The sequence below is a fragment of the Paenibacillus azoreducens genome (assembly GCF_021654775.1).
In the GTDB taxonomy this organism is placed as follows: domain Bacteria; phylum Bacillota; class Bacilli; order Paenibacillales; family Paenibacillaceae; genus Paenibacillus_AQ; species Paenibacillus_AQ azoreducens.
On sequence record NZ_AP025343.1, the window covers coordinates 2,447,750 to 2,463,473 of the forward strand.

The window sequence follows — 15,724 nt, forward strand, 5'->3', positions numbered from 1 at the left end:
ATTTTGTAAGCCCCAACTTATATTAAACTTGAGATTCTGGAGAAAATGGGCGAATGCGTTCAATCACGCACTTTTAAAAAAATATACGATAGAGATGAGAAAAGAAAGAAGAAAGGGAATACGAATGAGTGAGGAAAAAAAATACCCCGGCAGGGTGTGATCCGTGAAGGGGAGATCGTTTTGAAACAGATATTTTTTATTACAGCCGGCTCCTTGTTAGAGACATGGGGGAGCTATAGTGGGGAAAAATTTTAATAAATGATGCGGCGATGTATTTGAACAGGGGCTTTGTATTTCCGGCTCAAAAGACGGGCTTCTTCAGTCACCTGTGCAAGCATGGCATGTAGACGTTGGCTGAGGGGACGGATGGTTTCCTTTACTTCTCCGTGCACGATGACATCAAAAACAACCATGTTTTCAACTCCTTGTATGTGTTTTATGATTGAACTGAACTGTATTTATCATAAGATAGAGTTGTTAACAGGAAATGAAGAGAAACATAAATGGGTGTAAATTTTCCCGTTAACATGGCTTTGACAAATGGGGAATATAATGGTTTGCGAGAAGGTACATAAGGAGGCTGAAGGGATTGGGAAACGTCATTAATTTTGCGCACCGGGGCTCGTCCAAAATTTGTCCCGAGAACACGATGGCTGCTTTTAAAAAAGGGCTGGAGCAAGGGGCGACGGGCATCGAAACGGATGTGCAGCTCTCGAAAGACGGTCGGATGGTGCTGATTCACGATGAAACGCTCGACAGAACGACTAGCGGAACCGGCTGGGTAAAGGATCACACTTTAGAGGAATTGAAGCATCTGGATGCAGGAAGCAAATTCGATCCGGTTTTTCAAGGGGAACAGATCCCGCTGCTTGACGAACTGTTGGAGTTGACCAAAGAGAGCGGTACGATCATCAATATCGAGTTGAAAAATGGAACCGTTATGTATGAAGGGCTTGAAGAAAAGGTGATCGAACTTGTCAGAGCTTATCATATGAGCGAAAGGGTCATCATCTCCAGTTTTAACCATTATTCCCTATCTTACTGCAAAAAGCTTGCGCCGGAGATTCGCACAGGCATCCTTTACATGGAAGGCCTCTATGAGCCTTGGGAATACGCCAAAACGTTGCAGGCGGATGCGCTGCATGCCTATCATCGCGCGGTGCTTCCGGAGTTTGTCGCAAAGGCCAAATCTTCAGGCAAAGCATATCATCCATTTACCGTAAATGACTGCGAAGAGATGGAAAGATTGCTGCAGGCGGGCGTAGACGGAATCATTACCGATTATCCGGACCGGCTCGCCGCGCTGCTGGCGGCAAAAGTATAAGGGGAAATAAAACGACCGGGGCCTTGAAGCCCCGGTTTGTTTTGCATTTAGAAGGCAGATTTAGCGTGAAACGCCCCGGCCCTCACCTTTTTTGCCTGATATCTCAGGAAGGAAAGAGAATTCTGCTGTAGCGATTGTCCTCTTTCAGAGTACGCAGGTAGATGTTGTTACGAATGTTGCGCATCTCTCTTTTTGCGTTCATTCGCTTCTTTTGAAAACTCATCCAGTATCTCTTCGATCATGGTGGTGGAGGAAGGATTTTCAGTTTCCGGATCAGGAATCGGACTCAAACCAGGGAATCTTTCCTCTTCATGTCTTTGATGCTTGTCCATCGTTACGCCTTCCTTTTCGCATTGTTTTCATATAGGTTGGTCCAAGGATTGGTTTCCTATGCGGCAGCGGATTCCTATGCATATGATAAACGGGGAGGGGTAAAGCATGACGACTGTTTTTGAACAAAAAAAAACGCTGCATAAGCAGCGGTCTAATTGACATTATTTGATTGTAATCAGGCGCGAAACATGGCTCACTTCATCCATAGGAATCCAGAAATGGCCAAGGGAAGTGCGCATTTTTAATTTTTCCGGATCATTGGATGGCTCCGGAATGCCGGTGAGGGTACTGCCGTCCATGCTTTTGACAAATACATAATGCCCGCGTTTGATAGCAAGTTCAATTTCTTTATCCATGTGACTATTCTCCTGTGTTAAAAGACTATGGAATCATTTGATAATCTTATCATACGGGAAAAGTTGCCTGTTTTAAAGTCGTTTTTAATATTTCTTGAGAAAATAGGCCTAAAATATGGCGAATAATTCATGATACGCGTGATCTGATCATACTATTTAACAAATTAAGCTTGTGTTATACTGGAAACAAAGGGAATATTTTGGGAGTGTTAAGCGGGTGTTAAACTACGATAAGGGGTTGAGAGATAGATTAGCTGCATCTATTATGAATCATTTAATTATAAAAGAAAAGAAGCCTTTCTATAAAAGGCTTCCCGGAGATGATCTGCAGTGGGCTCGAACCACTGACCCCCACCCTGTCAAGATGGTGCTCTCCCAGCTGAGCTAGCAGATCGTATGAATGATGCAAAAGATACTTTTTATATTATCAGCGGAAAGTAAAAGTGTCAATATTTTTTTGCGTCAGCAGCGAATACATAACAAAGATCCGGGAAAAATAGTGGGGATGTCCAGATTCCAGCGATTGGAATTTGGAAAAGGGGTATAGATAAATAGGTCAGTAAACCGACTTAAAGGAGTGGCATAACATGCCGAAAAAATGGCTTGGAGTTTTGGGCTGCTGCCTCATCGCTTTGCTGGCAGGTTGCTCAGAGAGTCAGTCCAACGCAAATAACGGTTCAACCTCCCCGGTCATGAACGATGTCTACAACAAGTCAGTTTCGGGTGACGTATATTCCAAAGGACAAATTTCACCCCCATAAAAGTTATAAACAAAAGAGAGCCAGCGGAATGCTGACTCTCTTATTCTTCGTCCCACTTGCGGGAGTATCCCTTCTTCGTTACATAAACGAAAGAGTAGATTAATCCGGCAGCCAGAACGGCACAAATCGCGATCGTTGCACCCATGCTCATCTTGTGTTCGGTTGACCCCTCTCCGAAATGATAACTTAACTATACATCAAAATCTTTTTTATGTATAATAATTCAATCGTGTTTTACGGGCACTCACCATCAGATCCGAGGTTTGAACGAGAAAGCGAGGTACTTTATCATGGCTGCTGAAATCATTAATGTAACGACACCGGAGCAACTGCAGCATGCGCTGACAATCCGGAAAGAGGTTTTTGTTAAGGAGCAAAATGTTCCTGAAGATCTTGAAATCGACGAGTTTGACATCATTAGCGATAATGTGCACCATGTGTTGGTGCAGGATGAGGACGGGGAATACGTCGCCACCGGGCGGCTCATTTATTATAACAACGATACTGCGAAAATGCAGCGAATTGCCGTACTGAAGGATTATCGCCAAAGCGGGTACGGACGGATTTTGCTGCTGGCTTTGGAGAACCGCGCCCGTGAACTGGGGCTTACCCATTCGATTTTGGATGCGCAATGCCAAGCGGAGCATTTTTATGCAAAGCAGGAATATGAAACGATATCCAAAGAGCCTTTTGATGATGCCGGCATTCCCCATGTCCGGATGAAAAAGAAGCTGTAGAAGGAATAACGCCAGTTTTGTCAGGGAATGCTAACTTTTAGTCCCGGGTGACGGGCATCTCACCTGACAAAGGAGCGATATGACGATGGGAATGGCAGGACGCGAACAATTTATCGCAGTGCAAAAAAACGGGGACGGGGATTTAACCGCATTTAAAACTTCAACGGGCCGCGTGCTTAACTACGAACAGGCTCTGCAGGAAGTTAATGCCGGAGCGATTGCCGGCGTCAACATCTTCAAAGGCAGGGACGGTGGCATGTATATCCGCGGGGATGCGGACGGAGATCCTTCCAATAATTTGGATAATCTGCCCCGTTTTGAATAAAAAATACCGGAGGTAAGCATGTTTCATGCCTGCCGCCGGTATTTTTTTTGTAAATCCTCTTACAGCTTATAAATGCGTCCTTGCTCCATAAAGGTCATGCCTTCCGTCTGATCGAGATATTCATCTTTATTGTCCCCGTAATGCATCAAGTAGATCATGCCCCGAATCTCCTCCGGCAGGCGTTTCAGTTCATCCAGCGTGGTGTGGACTTCCCCATGCCCTTCGAGCTGGCATTCATGCAAGATCATTTTGCAGCCGCGTTTCTCGGTGAGATGTTTAAGCAGCTCGGGGTTATATACCATATCCGAACTGTAGAAAATACGGTCGTTGATATACAGCGAGTAGCTTGATTTGCCCGGGATATGTTTGGTTGGGATCAGCTCCACTTTGATGTTTTCCGAAATGGAATACGGCTGATCGGCAGCAAGGGGGCATACTTCGAACAGATCCTCTAACCTGGTGATCTCCCTTGCTTGGTATAAGCCCCCTTTTAAGGAATGCTCCCATAGAAGCGAAGCGAGGGACTCGGCGATGTAAAGCTTGATTTTGCGCTTGTAAGTATATTTCATTTTAAAGGCCAGTTCCTCCAGACCGCCGACATGGTCCGCATGGATATGGGTGATAAGCACAGCGTCCACGTCGGAAAAGGATTTGCCCAGCCGGTGAAGCGCAAGCGGGGCTGTGACCCCGCAGTCGATCAGAAGCGTATAATCGCCGTCCCGGAGCAGAGCATTATTGTTAAAATAGGTTTTGGCAAAAGCGCTGCCGGTTCCGATCATTTGCAGTTCCAAAGTCAACAGACGCACCTCCCGATGTTGATGTCATCATCATTATATACCATGGTTCCACTTTGTCATTAATCCCCATACAATGCAGCATAGGCTTTTAAGGAAATGGGGATGGATTGATATGGTCAAGTCAAAAGGCAAAAAACCGGCGCAAGCCAAAAAAGACAAGGTCTTTAAAGGCATGAGATTGGTCACTTCAGAAGTATGCGAAGCGTGCAAGACCCCCTGCGAGCGGGGGATGGCCTACGCTGCCCGCATGAGGGAGCCGGGAGCCGTTGGCAAGGGCGTTCCTTGCATTTTGACCAAAGTAAAATAAACGAGTCTTGCGGATGTTCTCCGCCAAAAACCTGCACGCGAGGCGCGCAGGTTTTTTTAGATGATAGAATTTAAATTTTCTTGCTACGCTGAACAATTCTTTCATCGCTAGAAAAACTACCGCTAAACGCGGTCTGTCTTCCTAGAGAGTACGTCGATAGACGTTTTTCTTAAGATTATAGAATTTATAAATTTTCTTGCTACGCTGAACAATTCTATAATCGCAAGAAAAACTACCGCTAAACGCGGTCTGTCTTCCTAGAGAGTACGTCGATAGACGTTTTTCTTATGAGTTTTTTGGGTTCCCCGCAAAGTATTTGGAATAAGCATCGAAGCGTATACTCCACTTTGTGGGGTTATTTTAGGCTGCTCAAAAAACGTCAACCGACTTGCGAGTTTGACCGCAACTTGCGTACTAACTTTTCGTATATATATACAACAGCATGAAGGAAATGGAGGGAAATTGAGGGTGAGAAATTGGAAAAAGATTTTGGTATGCGTCTTTGTTTTCTCCTTGATGGGCGGATCCGTTATGTTTGCAGACTCGGTGTCCCAGACAATCAAAGTTTGGATCAACGGCCAGGAAGTTCAGGATGGCGGTTATGTTATTGATGGCAAGACCTACGTTCCGATCAGGGAGTTTAACGGTCTGGTAAAATGGGACGGTGACACCAATAAGGTGAAATTTATTAAGCCCAATGTACATATTTTTCTGTTTAAAGGTGATACCGTATTTGGGAACGTCAATAAAGGCAAGCTGAAATTCAATGTATTTTGCCAGGTGGATAGCCTGACAGAGCATATTTCCTCGGTTAAAGTTGCCATTACGGATCCATCGGGGAATGTAAAGGATATCCAGTCCCAGGATCTTGGCAGTGATCAAAAGGATAATTTCTGGTTCCGCACATATGATTTTACGTATGATTTTAAAACAGCGGGAAAATATAAGGTTGGATTCTATATGAAGGCTTCCAAAAATACCGATTATGAACTGGTATCCGAAAAAGTGATTACCGCGCTCAATTAAATAAAGCCGTAATTTCCCAAGGATAAATTGACCAGAGCTTTCCAACATGATACGATACGAAGGTATGACTAAATAACCCAAAGTGAGGTTTTTGTAATGAGCGATCACACACACGAGCATGGCGATGCTTGCGGCTGCGGTCATGATCATGAGCACGACCATGAGCATGAAGAATTTGTTCTGACTTTGACTGACGAGCAAGGAAATGACGTCGAGATGGTTCTTGTCGAAACATTTGATGTTGGCGAGAATTTGTATGCATTGCTGCTCGAACGTGAAAATCCTGAAGCTGACGGCATCATTCTTCGTATCGAAGAGGAAAATGACGAAATGATGCTTTACAATATTGAAGATGAAGAAGAATGGAAGGCTGTTGAAGCGGCTTATAACGAGCTTGTTGCCCAGCTTGAAGACTAATTCTTCACTGCAATCGGGCGCGGGTCAAGAAAATGGCTGCTGGAGAATTTAATTGTGCCTATATTTTCTTGATCGCGGCCAGAATAGCAGTAAAACCCGGCATCGCATTTGCGGTGCCGGGTTTTTTGCTGAAAGTGCGTGTTCATGAGCAACCTCTAAAAGCAGTTTAGAAGATCGGATCGGTCTCCACGATCACCTTGACGTTTTGGATATTGCGGTCCTCAGGCCCTTTAACAGGAAGCCCCACATCCACATGTTCGATAATGTAATCGATATTGTCTTGGGATATGACTTCGCCAGGCAGCAGGATCGGAATGCCCGGAGGATAAACATAAATAAACTCGGCAATGATCCGTCCCGCAGATTCTTTAAACGGAATGACTTCGGTGTCCCCGTAAAATGCGTCCCTAGGAATGAGGGAAAGCTGAGGAATCTCCGGAATTTTTACGATCAGCTCGTTGGCGGTGTTTACGTTATAATACGTTTTAGCCAGATCCCGCAAAGCTTCCACCAGAATCGATAGCGTTTCCTCGTTGTCGCCCGGGGTAACAAGGCAGAGGATGTTGTACATGTCGCTAAGTTCGACTTCAATGTTATAATGCTCGCGCAGCCAGTTTTCCGTCTCATAACCGGTTATGCCCAGATGGCGGACATGGATGGTCAGCTTGGTCGGGTCATAATCGAAGGTAGCTTCGCCTCCAAGGATCTCTTCCCCAAAGCAGTATAAACCTTCAATTGCATTAATGCTGCGGCGGGCCTTTTGGGCAAGATCAATCGTTTTTTGCGCCATTTCATGGCCGTTGATCGCCAGATTGCGTCTGGAAGAATCGAGCGATGCAAGCAAGACGTACGAAGTCGAGGTTGTTGTCAGCATACTGATGATCGTTTGCACGCGCTGCGGATTAACAAACCCGTTTTTGGTGTTCAGGTTGAGCACCGAGCTTTGCGTCATGGAGCCTCCCAGCTTGTGAACGCTGGTTGCAGCCATATCCGCTCCGGCTTCCATGGCCGACATCGGCAGATCTTCATGGAAGTGGATAAGGACTCCGTGGGCTTCGTCCACGAGCACCGGCACATGGCGGCTGTGGGCGAGATCGACGATCTCTTTCAAATTGGCGCATGCGCCGAAATAAGTCGGATTAATAACGAGCACCGCTTTGGCGTCCGGATGACGGTCCAGAGCGCGCTGTACGGAGCGGGTGGTTATTCCGTGATCGATCCCCAGATTTTCATCGCGTGCCGGCGATACGAATACCGGTTTGGCGCCTGAGAATATAATTGCGGACATGATCGATTTATGGATATTGCGCGGCACGATGATTTTGTCGCCGGGCGAGCACATCGACATGATCATGGTCATTATGGCGCCGCTTGTTCCTTGTACGCTAAAATAGGTATAGTCCGCGCCGAATGCATCGGCAGCGAGCTTCTGCGCTTCTTCAATGACGCCTGTAGGCTGATGGAGATCATCCAGCGGCGCGATATTAATCAAATCTATGGATAGGGCATTATCGCCTATGAACTCTCTGAACTCGCTATCGGTTCCCATCCCCTTTTTATGTCCGGGAATATGGAATTGCACAGGATTGGTGGCCGCATGTTCCTTCAGAGCAGTAAACAGCGGCGTACGGCGGTGGTCCATCGTATGCTGTCACAACCTTTCATCTGTTAAAATTACAAGGATGAGTATAGCAAAATGGGGGGGGATTGCAAGCATACATTTCGTCAGCCATTGAAAATCCGGAAGGAATATGGGGTACATTATAAATATGCGGGATTTTCACGAAAAATGGCAATAACAGCAGAGGATGTGAAAAAGATGCAGCAGGTAACAGGAGCAGCTGCCGGAAAACGGCTCAGATCCCCGTTTTTTGTGGGACTGCTCATTATTTTGTTTCTGGTTGAGTTTATGAAGGGGTCGCTCCTTGTGGTCGTATTGCCCATTTATATGAAAAATTTTCTAGGTCTTTCGGCGCATACAATCGGAATTGCCTTTTCGCTCCAATACATAGGTGACAATCTCTTCCGCAGCCCTTTCGGCTGGATCGGAGAAAGGCTTGGTTATCGAAAAACGATGGCCAGCGCTTTGCTTATGACGGTTATTGCCGTCAGCATCATCGCGTTTTCGTCTGGAGCTTTTTGGCTGTCGCTGGCTTGTTTTATCCTTGGACTGGGGACATCGCCGCTGTGGCCGACCGCGATGACGGGAGCCACGGAAATTTCGGGGCCGATGGGCAGCAACGGCCAGGCGATGGGAACGCTTGAGATGGCCTCGCTGGCTGGCACCGGAGCGGGACCGATCGTGATGAATTTTCTCATGGAACGCACGGGTCGAAATTATCATACGGCATTTTTGATTTTGATCGGCGTAGGCATCATTCTGGTGCTGGTTGCGCTGATGCTGCCTTCCAAAGTCAGAATTCCTCTCCAAACGGCGGCGGTCTCCGTGACGGGAGCAGGTAAGGGCTTTTTTGCGATAATGGGGCATAAGCTGGGGCAGCTGCGGGTAAATGTGAAAAAAACGCTGTATGAGGTCAGAACGACGCTGAAGGTGAGCTGGATGGTATACCCTGCACTGTTTCTCCAATCCTTTGTTATTGGGCTTCTCAGTCCGGTTATCACCCTATATGTGCAAAATGAGCTTCATATTTCGCCGAACATGTACAACCTGCTGCTCATCGCAGGCGGAGGCATTACGGTGCTGGCCCTGATCCCATGCGGGAAGCTGATCGACCGATTTGGCACCAGACCGTTTTTGAATACTGGATTTCTGCTGGCGGCATTTTCGCTTAGCATATTCTCGATGGTGCATTCCCTGGTTTTGGTGTTTGTCTTCGTGTGTATCGTCGGCATCAGCTACGCCATGATCCTGCCGGGATGGAACACTTTTGTGGCTCATCTGGTTCCAAAGGGAGAGCGCGGCACGGTGTGGGGATTTTTCTTGACCCTGCAGGGCTCGGGGATGGTCGTTGGTCCGATTGTATCCGGTCAGCTGTGGGATCGGGTCGGACATTCATCGCCTTTTTTGGCAAGCGCGATCGTCATGGCCTTGTTGTTCGTCATCCATTTTATTTTGTCACGGGGAATGAAAACCGGTGCCAGGGCTTAAACCGAGTAGGCTTTTCTCAATAGAAAAAAAGCTGTACCCAGTTTCGAAGGATACAGCTTTCCGGAGGAAACATACTTCGTAAAATCTGCTTAGGCCCGGCTAAATTCAAAATTCGATGCCAGCCTCTTAGAATGCCATTTTATACAGCGGAAGCAGCTTTTCAAAAGTGGACTGGATGACCGAGATAAGCTCCGGCCCGTTTGCCAGCACCGACTCGCCTCTTGGAATGCGCAGCCCGCACAGCACCTCGGATTTTTTGACCTTTTCCAGTTTCTCGGCCATCTGCGAGAAGTCTTTGGAACTCATATCGGCATGCGGAGTAAAGCCCGGGTCCATATGGTCCATGGACCAGTAAAATTCCTTCGGCACGGTTTTGATCACCTTGCTGCGGTTTTTTTCGAGATGTTTGGCAAAGGTGACTTTGTTCGGGCTTTCGTAAATCACCGCAAAAATGATGAACAGATGCGATTCGAACATCCCGACCTGAAAATGGGGCAATGCTTTGTAGCCTCTTTTGCTCGCTGCCCAGGCAACCCATGTATCATTCGGCGGATTGATGGTGCGGCGGGCATGTTTGGCGACATGAGGAAACATTTCTTCCCCGCACAAGGCCGAGAGAAAAGGGGCGATTTCGTCCCCGAGCATCGTAAGCTTCGGCCGTACGTTCGCAATCAAAGCCTCCATGCGGGGTTCGAGCCCCGGAACTTTGAATACGTCAAAATCTTGTGTATGAAAACCTTCAAACGGCATGGTTATGGCCTCCTTTAATATCAATAGAAGTTGCTATGTATTCCAATAGAGTATAGCATGTCCGCGCTGCGCGTTTGGCAGAGGCGGGAAGCGGGTAAAAATAGTCAATAAACCAAGTTACCGTTACATAAGATAAAGTATAAAATAGAACAAAGACTTTAATCAATTTTAGAGCGGGATTCAAGAAAATCCTCTCACCCGCGTATTTTGCCGGCAGGCGGTCCAAAACTGAAGGAGGGAGTGCCGTGAATAAGAGCTATGAGGTGGAGTACTGCAATTTGGAGCTTCGGTTTAACCGGCGGCATATTCAGGACCTGATAAAGGATTTGATACAGGAGGGTTACTCCCTGTACTGGAGCGAAAACGAATCATTATTCGTCGTTTCCGTCAGAACGGGGCGCAAACTCGTCAAGCTGCGTTTTAACCGGACGAAAAACGGGTATAAGATGGTCGGAGATTACATTATTCGGGACGCCAAACTGGCGGAGTGGATGGAGAAGCTGATTGAAGATACGCGCGGCCATGCGGTAGTGAAGCGGTTTAAGGACCGTCAAATTCTGGTCGAAAACATTTTATTCGGAGAGGTCATCCGTTTGGTCGAAATATCCGGGTACCAGCAAAGAGTATTGTATCAAAAAGGACCGTACATGACGGAAGCGGAAATTTCGAAGCTCTATTACTCGAAGGAAGGCGAAATGAGGCTTCTGCTGCTGCGGGCTGAGGTGGACGACGAGCTCGAACGGCTCCAGGAGGCGCTGGAGGAAGGCGATGAGAAGCGGGCGGAACTTTGCAGGCAGAAGCTCGAAGATCTGTCCAAACAGCTGCTAATGCTTGAATGGTAACGTCCTGTTTGTATCACAATAATAAGGCGGATAATGCCAAATCTTTACGAAAGTGATGGAAGCACCTCTGCAAAAAAGCGGGGTGTTTTGTCACGACATCTTAAATGTGCGAGGGGTTCACTTTCGCGCGTAAACACGCTAAAATAGGTTTATTCTAAATTTTTTCAAAAAAATAAAGATGTAAAGGATGGAGGACCATATGTCAAAGCAACAAATCGGCGTCATCGGCCTTGCTGTCATGGGCAAAAACTTGGCTTTGAATATTGAAAGCAGAGGTTTTACTGTTTCCGTATTCAACCGTTCCCCGGAGAAAACAACAGCCCTTCTCGAAGAAGCGAAAGGCAAGAATCTGACAGGTACATTCTCCATTGAAGAATTTGTCGAGTCTCTTGAAAAGCCGCGCAGAATTTTGATCATGGTACAAGCCGGTAAAGCAACGGATGCGACCATTGAGCAATTGATTCCGCATCTCGATCAAGGGGATATCATCATCGACGGAGGCAATGCTTACTTCCCTGATACGCAGCGTCGCAGCAAAATGCTGGAGGAGAAAGGCTTCCGCTTTATCGGTGCAGGGGTTTCCGGCGGCGAAGAAGGAGCGCTCAAAGGGCCTTCGATCATGCCGGGCGGGCCAAAGAGCGCTTATGAGCTGGTAGAGCCGATCCTGACCTCCATTTCCGCCAAAGTGAATGGTGAACCTTGCTGTACATATATCGGGCCTGACGGTGCGGGACACTACGTAAAAATGGTCCATAACGGTATCGAATACGGCGATATGCAGTTGATCTGCGAAGCCTACCAGCTGCTGAAAGATGTGCTGAATCTTAGCGCGGAAGAACTGCATGAAATTTTCAGCGAATGGAATAAAGGTGAGCTTGACAGCTACCTGATCGAAATTACAGCCGATATCTTCGCGCAAAAAGACGAAGAAACAGGCAAACCGATGGTTGATGTCATTCTCGACGCAGCCGGACAAAAAGGAACAGGAAAATGGACAAGCCAAAGCTCCCTGGATCTTGGCGTACCGCTCTCCATGATTACAGAATCGGTATTCTCCCGCTTCCTGTCGGCGATGAAGGAAGAACGCGTCCATGCAAGCAAAATTCTGAACGGTCCTAAAACGGAAGCTTTCCAAGGGGATAAGGCTGAATTTATCGAAAATGTCCGCAAGGCATTGTTCGCGAGCAAAATCGTTTCTTATGCACAAGGTTTTGCCCAATTGCGCGTCGCTTCCGAAGAATACAACTGGGATCTGAAATACGGCGAACTCGCCAAAATCTGGCGCGGCGGCTGCATTATCCGTTCCCGTTTCCTGCAAAACATTACCGATGCCTACGAAAAGGATCCAGGCCTGAAAAACCTGCTGCTTGATCCTTTCTTCAAAGATATTATCGAAAATTACCAAGGCGCATGGCGTGCTACGGTTGCCGCAGCCGTCAGCCGCGGCATTCCGGTTCCGGGCTTCTCCAGCGCGCTTGCATATTTCGACAGCTATCGCACGGAAAGACTCCCTGCTAATCTGCTGCAGGCGCAGCGCGACTATTTTGGCGCCCATACGTTCAAACGCGTAGACAAAGAAGGCGTCTTCCACCACAACTGGATTGAGGAATAGAAGACGTGGTTTGAATTAAGGCCGGTCAGGAGTTTCTGGGGTTATAAGTCCGTGCATGGCCTCAAGTAGGCAGGTGCGGATTCGTTCATCCTGCGTATGGCCTGCGGCGGTTCGGTCCAGAAGAAGGAGCGCCGCTTCGCCGAAATATTGAAAATTCCGTAATATCCGTGGCTTAGAGAGTTCCAGCAGGGCTGGTTCTCCCTGAGCCACTTTTTGTTGCACGTAATGCAGCACCCATAACATATCCTCACGGCAAAGAATATGCCGGGGATCGGCGATCTGTTTGATCCTTGCGGCGGTTTCAGGCAAATGGGGACGGGATTCTGGCATGACGGACACGTTCCACTCCTTACGATTTCCTGATTTTTGATGGTATGGACATGATGATTTTGCTGCATGTAAGTTAAAGACATCGCTCGGGATTTATGATTGTAGACATATATATATGATAGACTTGCAGGAAAAAGACTAAAAGGTTTGGCTTGGGACATGGGCCTGGAATAGAGGTCGCTTAAGCCTCCCGGAATACCGAAGCGCAATGGACAAAGCTAGATTAGAAGAGCCCGCCTTTAAGATTGTCGAAAGTTTTTGCCCTGTGTTATGATATGAAAAAGCTTGAGAAATGTCGGGTAGTAAAAGAGGGGTGCAGCTTTGAATCAAACGGAACAAAATATCATCTTGATCGGCATGATGGGGACGGGAAAAACCACGATCGGGCAAATTTTAGCGAAGGAACTCGGGTTTGCCCTTGTCGATTTGGACGCGGCGATCGTGGCTGAGCAAGGCATGACGATCCCGGAAATGTTCGAGCTTCGCGGGGAAGCTTACTTCCGGCAGGCTGAAACGGCCGTGCTTCGCAAGGTATTGGCATCCGATGGAGGACAGGTCGTTGCCACGGGCGGCGGAGCCGTGCTTGAGCCGCTGAATTGCGAGATCATGCTTAGCGGCGGGATTGTTTTTGCTCTTACTGCGGATGCGGAGACAATTATTGACCGGGTTCGCGGGGACAGCAATCGCCCCCTGCTTGCCGGAAATGCGGAGGAACGGATCCGCATCATTATGGATGAGCGCAAAGATGCTTATCGGTTTGCCCATTACACGGTGGATACGAGCCGGATGGGTCCGGAAAAGATAGCATCGCAAATTTTAATGCATTACCGCGTCTAAGCCGTTTTGTGTTAAAATATCGAAAAGCGAAAAGAGAGTGACTTGCAAAAAAAGAGCACGGCGGAACAAATAACGGCAAGCCCGTCAGGCCTGCCGCTGCTGTTTAATCTTCTTCATTCCAGCGGAGCATGCCGCCGGTCATATTGGTGCATTCAATGCCGTATTGAAGCAGGAATTGGCAGGCTCTCATGCTGCGGCCGCCGCTGCGGCAGATCATGATGACTTCGCCTTCCTTCGGAATTTCATGGAGCCGATCCGGAATTTGTCCAAGGGGAATATGCACGGCTCCGCTGATCATGCCTTGCGCGACCTCGTCGTCTTCGCGGACATCGATCATCTGGAGCGTTTCGCCTGCAAGAAGACGACGTTTTACCTCTGACGGATCTATTTCAGGTATGAGTGACATGGTAGTTACCTCTTTTCGATTATTGAAATTTAAAATTTTACGTATATGATAACGAAGCTTTAAATGGGCTGTCAAATCGATTGCATCCCGGTTAGAGCGGTAAATTATTCGAAAAGGAGACATGGGGCAAATGGATTTGATCGTAAAACCGACTCCGCGGCTTTCGGGGGAAATTGGAGCGCTGTCTTCCAAAAACTATACTACGCGCTACCTGCTGGCGGCAGCGCTTGCGGAGGGCACCAGCACGGTATATTTTCCGGCCCACAGCGAAGACAGCGATGCAATGCGCCGCTGCATTCAGGATTTGGGGGCGGTACTGGAAGAGGATGATGAGAAGGCGGTTATTACCGGTTTCGGGCGCCATCCGCGGAATGTGAAAGAACTCAACGTGGGCAATGCCGGCGCCGTTCTTCGTTTTTTGATGGGAGTAGCTTCGTTTTGTCCTGACGTGACATTCGTAAACACTTACCCCGATTCGCTGGGCAAGCGGCCCCATGATGATCTCATTACGGCTTTAGAACAGATGGGGGTTTCCGTGGAGCATAACGACGGGCGGCTGCCGATCCGCATCCGGGGCGGACAGCCGAAAGGCGGGCTGATTCAAGTTTCGGGCTCCGTCAGTTCGCAATATTTGAGCGCGCTCTTGTTCGTAAGCCCGCTGCTTGCGGAAGACAGCGAGATCGAAGTGCTCGGCGATTTGAAGTCCAAGGTAGTCGTCGGCCAGACGCTGGAGGTGCTGGAACAAGCGGGGATCGTCATCCATGCCAGCGAAGATCTGATGCGGTTCCAGGTGCCGGGCAATCAATCTTATCAGGCCAAAACATATACAGTTCAAGGCGATTATCCGGGATCGGCTGCCGTTCTTGCCGCAGCGGCGGTGACGGAATCCGATGTGCTTGTAAAGCGCCTGCCTGTGAAAAGCAAGCAGGGAGAACGCGCCGTCGTTGATGTTCTGCGCATGATGGAGGTCCCGCTGACGCATGACAATGACGAAGTGCATATTCTTGGAAACGGCAAACTGAAGGCCGTCGAATTCGACGGTGACGCAGCTACGGATGCGGTGCTTGCTATGGTGGCCGCCGCCGTATTTGCGGAAGGGACATCGCGTTTTTACAATGTGGAAAATTTGCGCTATAAGGAATGCGACCGCATTACGGATTATTTGAACGAGCTGCGTAAGGCGGGAGCGAACGTGGAGGAGCGAAGAGCCGAAATTATCGTTCACGGCCGGCCTGAGGGCGTGGAAGGCGGCGTGGAGATCAATGCCCACTACGACCACCGCGTGATCATGGCGCTCACGATCGTGGGTCTGCGGGCCAAGCAGCCGCTGATCATCAAGGACGCCCATCATGTAGCTAAATCGTATCCGCAGTTTTTTGAGCATATGCAGGCGCTTGGCGCCCAGGTGGAATGGGTAAAATAATAGAGTGGCTTTAAAGATGGCATACGTATAAA

Annotated in this window: 20 protein-coding genes and 1 tRNA gene; 12 read left to right on the plus strand and 9 right to left on the minus strand. The window is 48.2% G+C overall.

Annotation, left to right across the window (positions count from 1 at the left end; genetic code table 11):
* Positions 1-251: 251 nt before the first annotated feature.
* The gene (locus L6442_RS10415; RefSeq protein WP_212980122.1) at positions 252-413 is read right to left on the minus strand and encodes a mechanosensitive ion channel protein MscL; all 162 of its coding nucleotides are present in this window, start codon (positions 411-413) and stop codon (positions 252-254) included.
* A 176-nt stretch (positions 414-589) separates the two neighbouring features.
* Between L6442_RS10415 and L6442_RS10420 the strand changes: the two genes are divergently transcribed.
* Positions 590-1,324 (plus strand): glycerophosphodiester phosphodiesterase, encoded by a 735-nt coding sequence (locus L6442_RS10420; RefSeq protein ID WP_212980123.1) that lies wholly within the window; start codon positions 590-592, stop codon positions 1,322-1,324.
* Positions 1,325-1,491: 167 nt separating this feature from the next.
* Here the strand turns inward: L6442_RS10420 and L6442_RS10425 are convergent, their stop codons facing one another.
* The 3 genes from L6442_RS10425 to L6442_RS10435 all read right to left on the minus strand — a co-directional run bounded on the left by L6442_RS10425 (position 1,492) and on the right by L6442_RS10435 (position 2,407).
* Positions 1,492-1,656, minus strand: coding sequence for a hypothetical protein (locus tag L6442_RS10425; RefSeq protein WP_194229995.1), 165 nt, complete (start codon positions 1,654-1,656; stop codon positions 1,492-1,494).
* A 162-nt stretch (positions 1,657-1,818) separates the two neighbouring features.
* Positions 1,819-2,013, minus strand: a complete 195-nt coding sequence (locus L6442_RS10430) for a hypothetical protein (protein WP_212980124.1) — start codon at positions 2,011-2,013, stop codon at positions 1,819-1,821.
* A 321-nt stretch (positions 2,014-2,334) separates the two neighbouring features.
* A tRNA-Val gene (locus L6442_RS10435) sits at positions 2,335-2,407 on the minus strand.
* A 193-nt stretch (positions 2,408-2,600) separates the two neighbouring features.
* Between L6442_RS10435 and L6442_RS10440 the strand changes: the two genes are divergently transcribed.
* From L6442_RS10440 to L6442_RS10450, 3 genes are all read left to right on the plus strand, one after another.
* Complete coding sequence (locus L6442_RS10440) at positions 2,601-2,774, plus strand: hypothetical protein (protein ID WP_194229993.1); 174 nt, start codon at positions 2,601-2,603, stop codon at positions 2,772-2,774.
* 290 nt (positions 2,775-3,064) lie between these two features.
* Entirely contained in the window at positions 3,065-3,511 is a 447-nt protein-coding gene (locus tag L6442_RS10445; RefSeq protein WP_194229992.1) for a GNAT family N-acetyltransferase, read from the plus strand.
* Between the two features lie 91 nt (positions 3,512-3,602).
* A complete protein-coding gene (locus L6442_RS10450) occupies positions 3,603-3,836 on the plus strand; it encodes a DUF3892 domain-containing protein (RefSeq protein WP_373871838.1) in 234 nt (77 codons plus the stop codon).
* 59 nt (positions 3,837-3,895) lie between these two features.
* Here L6442_RS10450 and L6442_RS10455 read toward each other — a convergent pair whose 3' ends face one another.
* Positions 3,896-4,633 carry an MBL fold metallo-hydrolase gene (locus L6442_RS10455; protein ID WP_212980126.1) on the minus strand — a complete coding sequence of 246 codons (738 nt, stop codon included), beginning with the start codon at positions 4,631-4,633 and terminating at the stop codon, positions 3,896-3,898.
* A 112-nt stretch (positions 4,634-4,745) separates the two neighbouring features.
* Between L6442_RS10455 and L6442_RS10460 the strand changes: the two genes are divergently transcribed.
* The 3 genes from L6442_RS10460 (at position 4,746) to L6442_RS10470 (ending at position 6,383) form a co-directional block, all read left to right on the plus strand.
* Positions 4,746-4,940 carry a hypothetical protein gene (locus L6442_RS10460; protein ID WP_194229989.1) on the plus strand — a complete coding sequence of 65 codons (195 nt, stop codon included), beginning with the start codon at positions 4,746-4,748 and terminating at the stop codon, positions 4,938-4,940.
* Positions 4,941-5,456: 516 nt separating this feature from the next.
* Positions 5,457-5,966, plus strand: a complete 510-nt coding sequence (locus L6442_RS10465) for a stalk domain-containing protein (protein ID WP_194230113.1) — start codon at positions 5,457-5,459, stop codon at positions 5,964-5,966.
* A 96-nt stretch (positions 5,967-6,062) separates the two neighbouring features.
* The gene (locus L6442_RS10470) at positions 6,063-6,383 is read left to right on the plus strand and encodes a DUF1292 domain-containing protein (RefSeq protein WP_194229988.1); all 321 of its coding nucleotides are present in this window, start codon (positions 6,063-6,065) and stop codon (positions 6,381-6,383) included.
* A 166-nt stretch (positions 6,384-6,549) separates the two neighbouring features.
* Here the strand turns inward: L6442_RS10470 and L6442_RS10475 are convergent, their stop codons facing one another.
* On the minus strand, positions 6,550-8,025 hold the full coding sequence (locus L6442_RS10475) for an aminotransferase class I/II-fold pyridoxal phosphate-dependent enzyme (protein ID WP_212980127.1): 1,476 nt from the start codon (positions 8,023-8,025) through the stop codon (positions 6,550-6,552).
* A gap of 177 nt (positions 8,026-8,202) precedes the next feature.
* Here L6442_RS10475 and L6442_RS10480 point away from each other — a divergent pair, with 177 nt between their 5' ends.
* Positions 8,203-9,492 carry an MFS transporter gene (locus tag L6442_RS10480; RefSeq protein WP_212980150.1) on the plus strand — a complete coding sequence of 430 codons (1,290 nt, stop codon included), beginning with the start codon at positions 8,203-8,205 and terminating at the stop codon, positions 9,490-9,492.
* Positions 9,493-9,618: 126 nt separating this feature from the next.
* On the opposite strand, the gene L6442_RS10485 is transcribed toward L6442_RS10480, so the two are convergent.
* Positions 9,619-10,242 carry a DUF1054 domain-containing protein gene (locus tag L6442_RS10485; protein WP_212980128.1) on the minus strand — a complete coding sequence of 208 codons (624 nt, stop codon included), beginning with the start codon at positions 10,240-10,242 and terminating at the stop codon, positions 9,619-9,621.
* A gap of 245 nt (positions 10,243-10,487) precedes the next feature.
* On the opposite strand from L6442_RS10485, the gene L6442_RS10490 reads away from it, so the two are divergent.
* Both L6442_RS10490 and gndA read left to right on the plus strand, forming a co-directional pair.
* Positions 10,488-11,084 carry a hypothetical protein gene (locus L6442_RS10490; protein ID WP_194229985.1) on the plus strand — a complete coding sequence of 199 codons (597 nt, stop codon included), beginning with the start codon at positions 10,488-10,490 and terminating at the stop codon, positions 11,082-11,084.
* Positions 11,085-11,283: 199 nt separating this feature from the next.
* The gene (gene gndA / locus L6442_RS10495; protein WP_194229984.1) at positions 11,284-12,696 is read left to right on the plus strand and encodes an NADP-dependent phosphogluconate dehydrogenase; all 1,413 of its coding nucleotides are present in this window, start codon (positions 11,284-11,286) and stop codon (positions 12,694-12,696) included.
* Positions 12,697-12,711: 15 nt separating this feature from the next.
* Here gndA and L6442_RS10500 read toward each other — a convergent pair whose 3' ends face one another.
* Positions 12,712-13,026 (minus strand): hypothetical protein, encoded by a 315-nt coding sequence (locus tag L6442_RS10500; RefSeq protein WP_212980151.1) that lies wholly within the window; start codon positions 13,024-13,026, stop codon positions 12,712-12,714.
* Between the two features lie 321 nt (positions 13,027-13,347).
* Between L6442_RS10500 and L6442_RS10505 the strand changes: the two genes are divergently transcribed.
* The gene (locus tag L6442_RS10505; RefSeq protein ID WP_237100281.1) at positions 13,348-13,863 is read left to right on the plus strand and encodes a shikimate kinase; all 516 of its coding nucleotides are present in this window, start codon (positions 13,348-13,350) and stop codon (positions 13,861-13,863) included.
* A 103-nt stretch (positions 13,864-13,966) separates the two neighbouring features.
* Here the strand turns inward: L6442_RS10505 and L6442_RS10510 are convergent, their stop codons facing one another.
* Positions 13,967-14,269: a rhodanese-like domain-containing protein gene (locus L6442_RS10510; protein ID WP_194229983.1), complete on the minus strand. Its 303-nt coding sequence runs from the start codon at positions 14,267-14,269 to the stop codon at positions 13,967-13,969.
* Between the two features lie 130 nt (positions 14,270-14,399).
* Here L6442_RS10510 and aroA point away from each other — a divergent pair, with 130 nt between their 5' ends.
* A complete protein-coding gene (aroA, locus tag L6442_RS10515; RefSeq protein ID WP_212980129.1) occupies positions 14,400-15,692 on the plus strand; it encodes a 3-phosphoshikimate 1-carboxyvinyltransferase in 1,293 nt (430 codons plus the stop codon).
* Positions 15,693-15,724: the final 32 nt, after the last annotated feature.